Below are 7,684 nucleotides of genomic sequence, written 5' to 3'. Positions count from 1 at the left end.
CACTGCGTTGTCTCACCTAGGCCTTTCCTCCTGCAGGAGTCTCCGTGTATTTCCTTCGCTGGGTGTACTTGGTAAACAGCTTTGCATAGTTTGTTACTACTATCTCAATGGTTGATTGAAGCCGGAGGGCAGTCGATCCTGTGGGAAAAGCATGTGTCTGAAGACTCAGAAGCAGTGGTTTTCTGCTTCAGAGGCAGACCGCCGTGCCCACGGAAAGCGAACTGCCCGGAGGCGGAAATCAACGGTGCAGTATCTAGATTAACCGATATGTTATCGACTTAAGTTGCTCAACAGTTTACGGATATTGTGTAACAAAATATTTTTTAACGGAACAAAATATACGATGTCGAAGCTTTTTGGTGCAATTATCTTTTATTCGTTTTTGACAACACTCTAATTTTTAACTTGTCCTGAATAAAAAATATTATTTTGCCTGCTAATAATATTATCTCCGTTGAAGAATGAATTGCAAAATATTTGCCAAGTGCTTTGCCACCAACTGTTAAGGCTGCAACTAAACTCGTTAAAAAAACAGATAGAAAAATTTGTGGAGTAGGCTCAGTTGTACCTTGAAGAATCTTTGTAATATCTAAAATTACAATAGTAAGCGCACTTCCACTTATAATACCAGATATATCACCTATTACATCATTACAAAAACTTGCAAATTTATCGGCATTTTTATATATATTAACTGCTTCTTTTGCACCAGTCACCTTTTCAGCCGCCATTGCGTGCAGAGGTGCTTCTTTTGCTGCTGTTGAAGCAATACCTAACATGTCGAATATTATTCCAATCAACACAATTATGAGGACAATAATAAGTCCTATCATCCATGAGACATTGTTTAATAATGAAGAAGAAAAACTTGAAAAAATAGCCGCTAACACAAATGTGATAACGGCTATAGTTAAACTAAATTTTATCGAACGTTTTATTTTTTGGTTCATTTACAAGTCCTACCTTAACCTATCATTAGGATATGTACGAGGGAATGGTCATGTAAAAGGTTAAGACTGCGGCTTAGGTCCAGTAGGTTTTCCCAAATAGATACCCGATGTCGCCACCTAGGCAGTTCCCTTTTAAATCTATTTTAACTTTGTCGCCAAAAGTTAGACTGGATTACCACTTAGTCCGCACTATAAACCCTTTTAAATGTCATTTCGAACAGCCTAGGAGATTTCCTCACCAGTCTTTAACCTATTCCTAGCCTCTTTTGCAGTACCGATTTCATAGAGGTGAAAAGAAGCGTTAGTGGCCAACTAATATCTTCTTCTATAATCTCTAATCCCCTCGGATACCACTCAAGGCAGGCTACGCTGTCTATTGAAAGACGAATGCATTGGTCTTTGTGGACAGGTTCATACCCCATTCCATAGTCTAGGCCATGATAGACTTTGACTACAGAGATGGGCCTCCGCGGTCAATGGGTCAACGCCCACATGCCTTTGTGGATCGCCCATAAACCTTAACTCCCAGCATAGACCCAAGGCTGGGCGCCTCAAGCCTACACAAGGAACTTCATCGATATGCCCTTTGGCGAATTTTTAGGCCCGCCTTCAGAATAGGAGGACTGACTAGGATACTGCACCATTCCTTATATACAATTTAGTATATCATAATTTTACAAAAAAATCTATTTACCATCAATGATCTCTTTCACTGAAATGGCAAAGTAAGGAATATAAATAAGATTGTTCAGCATTAGCTTTTTGTAACGCTTTTTCGGCTTTTTCTACATATTTTTCTTTTTGTACTTGAGCTCCATCCAACCCTAATAAATTTGGATAAGTACTTTTATCATTCGAAACATCACTGCCAATCGGTTTCCCGATTTTTTCGGGATCACCAATTACATCTAGTATATCATCTTGCACTTGAAATATTAGTCCCAAATAATATGCAAATTCTTCTAAATGCTTTAGCTGCTCATCACTTGCATTTGCTAAAAATGCGCCTGAGATTATTGCAAAATTAATTAAGCGCCCAGTTTTAAGGACATGAATTGTTTCTAACTCTTCAAGTGTTAAGGATTTTGTTTCCCCTTCCATGTCTAAAATCTGACCTGCTACCATTCCTTCGGGTCCACTAGCAGTAGCTAATGAACTTATAATGAATACTTTTTCATTTTCATTTAATAAATCATCATTAGCAATTAATTCGAAGGCATATGTAAGTAGTGCATCACCAGCAAGTATTGCAGTTGCTTCATCAAATTTTTTATGATTTGTTAACTTCCCTCTTCTGTAATCATCATCATCCATTGCGGGCAGATCATCATGAACTAAGGAGTATGTATGAATCATCTCTAAAGCAGCTGCTGTTTTCAATACTTTCTCTTTATTTGCTGCAAATGTATTATAACTTGCTAATAACAAAATGGGACGAAGCCTTTTCCCACCGGCAAATAGAGAGTAAGACATGGAAGCCAGTAAAGATTTTGGAATGTTCTTTTCCTGTAAAATATTGTTTAATTCCATTTCAAATAAACGTTTTTCTTGTTCAATATATTGATCAATATTTATCGACACTAGGTTTATTCCTCCCGTAACTCGAATGGTTCTATTTCTTCTTCTTCATTTAATATTTGTGTCATTTTCTTTTGAGCATTTTTTAAAATATCATCACATAGATTCGATAATTTCATGCCTTCTTGATAATAATTAATAGCAGATTCAAGAGGAACATCTTCTTGTTCTAATTTATTTACAATTTCTTCAAGTTTCGTTAAAGCTTCTTCAAAAGACAAATTTTCTTTTTCATTATCATTCATCGCTAGCCCTCCGTACTTCTTTTACCTTACAATAAATCGATCCATCCGTTACTTTTACTTTAATTTCTTCCTGTGGAGAAACTTCAGTAGTTGACTTAATTATTTTACCATTTTTATCGTAAGGTAGAGCAAATCCACGCTTCATAATATGTAATGGATTAACTAAAGTTAGCTTATCAACAACATTTAATAACTTTTCTTGCTTTTGATTCAAAATGGATATTGTATATTTTTTTGATTGTTTTTTTAAACTATCTACTTTCTCAACAGCTTCACTTACTTTCCTACTTGGATGTTGGGAATAAAGACGAGTAAGCTGATGATCAAAGTTAGTTCGCTTTTTTTGTTGGATGGTTAAAAACTGAGTTTGTAATTTTTCATTGAGTCTGTCGATATATTGTTCCTTTTCATTCAATAATTGTTTTGGAAAATGAAAAGCGTAAGACTTTCTTAACGATTGCAATATTTCGGTTTTTTTCATAATAGAAAGTTGAGTGAGTTTAGATAATCTGGCTTTTAAATGAAGGACAGTGTCTTGTAATTCCATTAACGAGGGTACTGCAAGTTCTGCAGCACCTGTAGGGGTAGCTGCCCGTAAATCCGAAACATAATCACTAATTGTCGTATCTGTTTCATGCCCGATAGCGCTAATTACCGGTACAGTTGATTTAAAAATTGCCTCTACTACTTGTACTTCATTAAAACACCAGAGATCCTCGATGGATCCGCCACCTCGTCCTACAATAATTGTATCAAATTTCCCTGATTTACATGCATATTCGATTGCCTGTTTAATCGACTCAGCTGCTCCTTCACCTTGAACCAATACGGGAATAACAGTCAATTGAACAATCGGGTACCTTCTCTCGATTGTTGTAATTATATCTCTTACAGCTGCGCCAGTTGGAGATGTGATAATTGCAATATGTTGTGGAAACTTTGGAATGGGGCGTTTATGATGCGCATCGAAATAACCTGCACGGTGTAATTTTTCCTTTAATTGTTCATATGCTAAATATAAAGCACCAATTCCATCAGGCTCCATGTTTTTAATATATAATTGATAATTGCCATAAGGCTCAAAAACGCCTATATTTCCTTGAATTAAAACATTCATCCCATCTTCTGGAGTAAACTTTAAATGACGGTTATTGCCAGTAAACATCACTGCCTGTATTCTAGAGTTATCGTCTTTTATTGTTAAATACATATGGCCACGACTGTGATGGTTAAAGTTAGAAATTTCACCTTTTAACCACACTTCTTGCAAATGAGAATCCATCTCAATTTTTCTTTTTAAATATCTTGTTAATGCAGAAACCGTTAAGTACTTTGATTTCAAAATTAACTCAATCCTTTGGCTGCTTTTATTGTATTAGATAGTAGCATCGTTATCGTCATCGGCCCAACTCCTTTTGGCACTGGAGTAAGGAAGGATGCCACTTCTTTTACATCATCAAAGTCAACATCTCCCGTTAATTTTCCTTCTTCAGTCCGGTTTACCCCAACGTCTATTACTACTGCCCCATCTTTAATATAGGAGGCATCAACTATATTTGCTTTTCCAACAGCTACTATTAAAATATCCGCTTTTTTTGTATAACTTTTAATATCTTGAGTTTTGGAATGGCAATAAGTAACTGTAGCATTTTTATTTAGAAGTAATTGTCCCATCGGCTTTCCGACAATATTACTTCTTCCCATAACGACGACGTGTTTTCCAGCGATTTCTATATTTTTGGATTTCAACATTTCAATAATACCGTAAGGAGTACAAGGTAAAAATGCATCCTGTCCTACCATCATACGTCCTATATTAATTGGATGAAAACCATCAACATCTTTAGCCGGGTCGATCGCTTCAATGACTTTCTGTTCTTCGATATGGTTTGGTAATGGTAATTGTACCAAAATTCCATGAACATTTTCATCTTTGTTTAACTCTGCAATTTTCGTTAGTAACGTTTTCTGATCAACTGTTTTATCCATTCTAATTATTTCAGAGGAAATACCAACTTCGGCCAAGGCTTTTTCTTTTCCCCTTACGTAAGAATGAGAAGCAGGATCATCGCCAATTAAAATGACAGTTAAATGTGGAGTAAGTCCTTTTTGTTTTAGCTCGGTAACTTCATTTTTCATATTTTCTCTTAACTCTTTTGCTAACAGTTGTCCGTTAATAATTTCTGCTCCCATTTTAAGACTCCTTTTGTTCGATTATATTTGATAAAACGCCATTAACAAATTTTCCGGATTTTTCATCTCCATATGTATGTGATAGCTCAACTGCTTCATTAATCGAAACCCCTACTGGAATATCATCTAAATATGTAATTTCAAAAACTGCAATACGTAAGACTGTTTTCTCAACGAGTGCTATTCTTTCATATGACCAATTTTTTAAATGATTACTAATTAATTGATCGATATCCTCTTTATTATCTATTACCCCAAGAACAATTTTTCTCGTAAAAGGATCCATTTTTTCACTATTTATTTCTTCATCTCTGTTTATCTCTTGCTGAAACAATAATTTAAATGCTTCTTCTCTTGCTGTACGTCGATCCATCAATATTTCTCCTCTAATTAGAATTAATAATCTTTTAAGAAATCGTATCAAATTTACGGGTACAATGCTAGAAGAAAGCAAAAGGACATTTTTAGCCGTCTGTATATTTTAATAATTATATGAAGAAGAAAAGTCAAAAGGAATATCCTTTTGACCTTAAGAAAATTATTTATTCATCTTGACTAATCGGATGATCTTTTAAGAAATTGGTATTAAAATCGCCTTTTTTAAATACGTCATGATCCATAATTAAAGAGTGAAAAGGAATCGTTGTATGTACTCCTTCGATAACAAACTCGTCTAAAGCTCTTTTCATACGACGAATTGCTTCATCACGTGTTGCTCCATATGTAATCAGCTTAGCGACCATTGAATCATAAAAAGGTGGAATTGAGTAACCTGGATATACAGCGGAATCTACTCTAACCCCTAGCCCTCCAGGTGGTAAGTACATTTCGATCTCTCCGGGAGATGGCATAAAGTTTTTGAATGGATCTTCCGCATTAATTCGACATTCAATTGACCATCCATTAAATTCAATTTCATCTTGAGAAATGGATAATTTTTCGTTATTTGCAATTTTAATTTGTTCTTTTATTAAGTCTACTCCTGTTACCATTTCAGTTACTGGATGTTCTACTTGAATACGAGTGTTCATTTCCATAAAGTAAAATTCATTATTTTCACGATTGAAAATGTATTCGATGGTTCCAGCACCAACATAATTTACTGCTTTGGCAGCTTTAACAGACGCATCCCCCATAGCTTCTCTTATTTCCGGGGTTATGGCAGGTGATGGAGTCTCTTCAATTAATTTTTGCAGACGTCTTTGGATCGAACAATCCCTTTCTCCAAGGTGAACGACATTTCCATGTTCATCTGCCAAAATTTGAATTTCAACATGTCTGAAATCTTCAATATTTTTCTCTAAATAAACTCCTGGATTACCAAAAGCCGTTTCTGCTTCTTTTTGTGTGATACGAAATCCATTGATTAATTCCTCTTTATTATAAGCTACGCGGATTCCTTTTCCACCACCACCTGCAGTAGCTTTAATAATTACCGGATAACCAATTTCTTCAGCAACTTTTATCGCTTCTTCTTCATTCTCCAAAATTCCTTCTGATCCAGGAACAATCGGTACCCCTGCTTCTTTCATTGTACGGCGAGCAACATCTTTAATTCCCATTTTCTGTATCGCTTCAGGTGAAGGGCCAACAAATTTTACATTACATTCTTTACATATTTCTGCAAAATCCACATTTTCCGCTAAAAAACCGTATCCGGGATGGATAGCATCTACACCAGTAGACGTAGCAATCGTCATTATATTTGTTATATTTAAATAACTTTCTGTTCCCGGTGCTGGACCGATACAATAAGCCTCATCAGCAAGTTCTACATGTAATGCTTCTCGATCAGCTTCTGAGAATACAGCAACTGTTTCAATTCCGAGTTCCTTACATGCGCGAATAATTCGAACGGCTATTTCACCTCTGTTAGCGATTAATAATTTTTTAATCACTTCTATCGTCCCCTTAGTTTGTTTTAACTTTGAATAAGGCTTGTCCATACTCAACTAATTCGCCATCACCGACGAGAACTTCTACAATTTCTCCAGTTGTTTCCGCTTCAATCTCATTAAACAATTTCATTGCTTCTACAATACAAACAATGGTACTTTCATCAATTTTATCTCCTACTTTTACATATGGATCACTTTCAGGAGATGGTTTACGATAAAAAGTTCCAACCATTGGTGAAACGATTTCAACAACATTATCGTCGTCCGTTGTAACTACCTCTGTATCCGCTTCCTGCTTTGGCACTTCTTTTACTGCTTCTTCTTTCTCAACAACAGGTACTTGTACTACAGGTGAAGTTTGGATAACTTCTTCCCTTACATTTACTTGTTTATCTTCTGTCGGTTTCTTAATTGTTATGGATGAACCATCATTTTCATAAACAAATTCACTTATTGAAGATTGATCAATAAGTCTAATTATTTCTCGTAATTCTTGAACTTTTAGCATATTTTTTACTCCCCTTTTTGCTTTTTTACGTATCAAATTCTATTTTAACATAATTTTCTCTGAACAACCGTATATTTTACGAATTGAGTTTATTTCTAGTTGGTCTGTATTTAATTAATTTTAAAAGGCGATTTTCTAAAAGGGTATTATTTGATACAAAATCCATAAACTGTTGAGTAACTTTAGTTGATTTGCTCTGTAAATATCTAAACAAAGTTGCGATGTAAATACCGCTTCGGCAGAATACTTCGCTTTCCGTGGGCACGGCTTCAGCCTCCGAAGCAGAAAACCACTGCTTCTGAGTCTTCAGAC

Annotated in this window: 9 protein-coding genes; all 9 read right to left on the bottom strand. The window is 35.4% G+C overall.

Going from position 1 to position 7,684, the window contains the following annotated elements; genetic code table 11:
* Positions 1–365: 365 nt before the first annotated feature.
* A complete protein-coding gene (locus ACPYKA_RS16590) occupies positions 366–950 on the bottom strand; it encodes a hypothetical protein (RefSeq protein ID WP_479543330.1) in 585 nt (194 codons plus the stop codon).
* A 696-nt stretch (positions 951–1,646) separates the two neighbouring features.
* Positions 1,647–2,531: a polyprenyl synthetase family protein gene (locus ACPYKA_RS16585; RefSeq protein WP_479543329.1), complete on the bottom strand. Its 885-nt coding sequence runs from the start codon at positions 2,529–2,531 to the stop codon at positions 1,647–1,649.
* A 5-nt stretch (positions 2,532–2,536) separates the two neighbouring features.
* Positions 2,537–2,773, bottom strand: a complete 237-nt coding sequence (gene xseB / locus ACPYKA_RS16580) for an exodeoxyribonuclease VII small subunit (protein WP_479543328.1) — start codon at positions 2,771–2,773, stop codon at positions 2,537–2,539.
* Positions 2,766–4,115 carry an exodeoxyribonuclease VII large subunit gene (gene xseA / locus ACPYKA_RS16575; protein ID WP_479543327.1) on the bottom strand — a complete coding sequence of 450 codons (1,350 nt, stop codon included), beginning with the start codon at positions 4,113–4,115 and terminating at the stop codon, positions 2,766–2,768. The genes xseB and xseA overlap by 8 nt, the downstream gene beginning before the upstream one ends.
* 2 nt (positions 4,116–4,117) lie before the next feature.
* Positions 4,118–4,966 carry a bifunctional methylenetetrahydrofolate dehydrogenase/methenyltetrahydrofolate cyclohydrolase FolD gene (folD, locus tag ACPYKA_RS16570; protein WP_479543326.1) on the bottom strand — a complete coding sequence of 283 codons (849 nt, stop codon included), beginning with the start codon at positions 4,964–4,966 and terminating at the stop codon, positions 4,118–4,120.
* A 1-nt stretch (position 4,967) separates the two neighbouring features.
* Positions 4,968–5,339 carry a transcription antitermination factor NusB gene (gene nusB, locus ACPYKA_RS16565; protein WP_479543325.1) on the bottom strand — a complete coding sequence of 124 codons (372 nt, stop codon included), beginning with the start codon at positions 5,337–5,339 and terminating at the stop codon, positions 4,968–4,970.
* 169 nt (positions 5,340–5,508) lie between these two features.
* Positions 5,509–6,864, bottom strand: a complete 1,356-nt coding sequence (gene accC, locus ACPYKA_RS16560; protein ID WP_479543324.1) for an acetyl-CoA carboxylase biotin carboxylase subunit — start codon at positions 6,862–6,864, stop codon at positions 5,509–5,511.
* A gap of 13 nt (positions 6,865–6,877) precedes the next feature.
* Entirely contained in the window at positions 6,878–7,372 is a 495-nt protein-coding gene (accB, locus tag ACPYKA_RS16555; protein ID WP_479543323.1) for an acetyl-CoA carboxylase biotin carboxyl carrier protein, read from the bottom strand.
* A 76-nt stretch (positions 7,373–7,448) separates the two neighbouring features.
* On the bottom strand, positions 7,449–7,684 hold a 236-nt coding region (locus ACPYKA_RS16550; RefSeq protein ID WP_479543322.1), incomplete at its 5' end, for a hypothetical protein.

This window comes from Pseudogracilibacillus amylolyticus (SeqCode) (genome assembly GCF_051918545.1).
In the GTDB taxonomy this organism is placed as follows: domain Bacteria; phylum Bacillota; class Bacilli; order Bacillales; family Amphibacillaceae; genus Pseudogracilibacillus.
This window is presented reverse-complemented; position numbering and strand designations above follow the sequence as displayed.

Excerpts from the sequence above, each read along its gene's own strand:
- ACPYKA_RS16590 (WP_479543330.1), bottom strand. The coding sequence starts at position 950 with ATGAACCAAAAAATAAAACGTTCGATAAAATTTAGTTTAACTATAGCC.
- xseB (WP_479543328.1), bottom strand. The coding sequence starts at position 2,773 with ATGAATGATAATGAAAAAGAAAATTTGTCTTTTGAAGAAGCTTTAACG.
- folD (WP_479543326.1), bottom strand. The coding sequence starts at position 4,966 with ATGGGAGCAGAAATTATTAACGGACAACTGTTAGCAAAAGAGTTAAGA.
- nusB (WP_479543325.1), bottom strand. The coding sequence starts at position 5,339 with ATGGATCGACGTACAGCAAGAGAAGAAGCATTTAAATTATTGTTTCAG.
- accB (WP_479543323.1), bottom strand. The coding sequence starts at position 7,372 with ATGCTAAAAGTTCAAGAATTACGAGAAATAATTAGACTTATTGATCAA.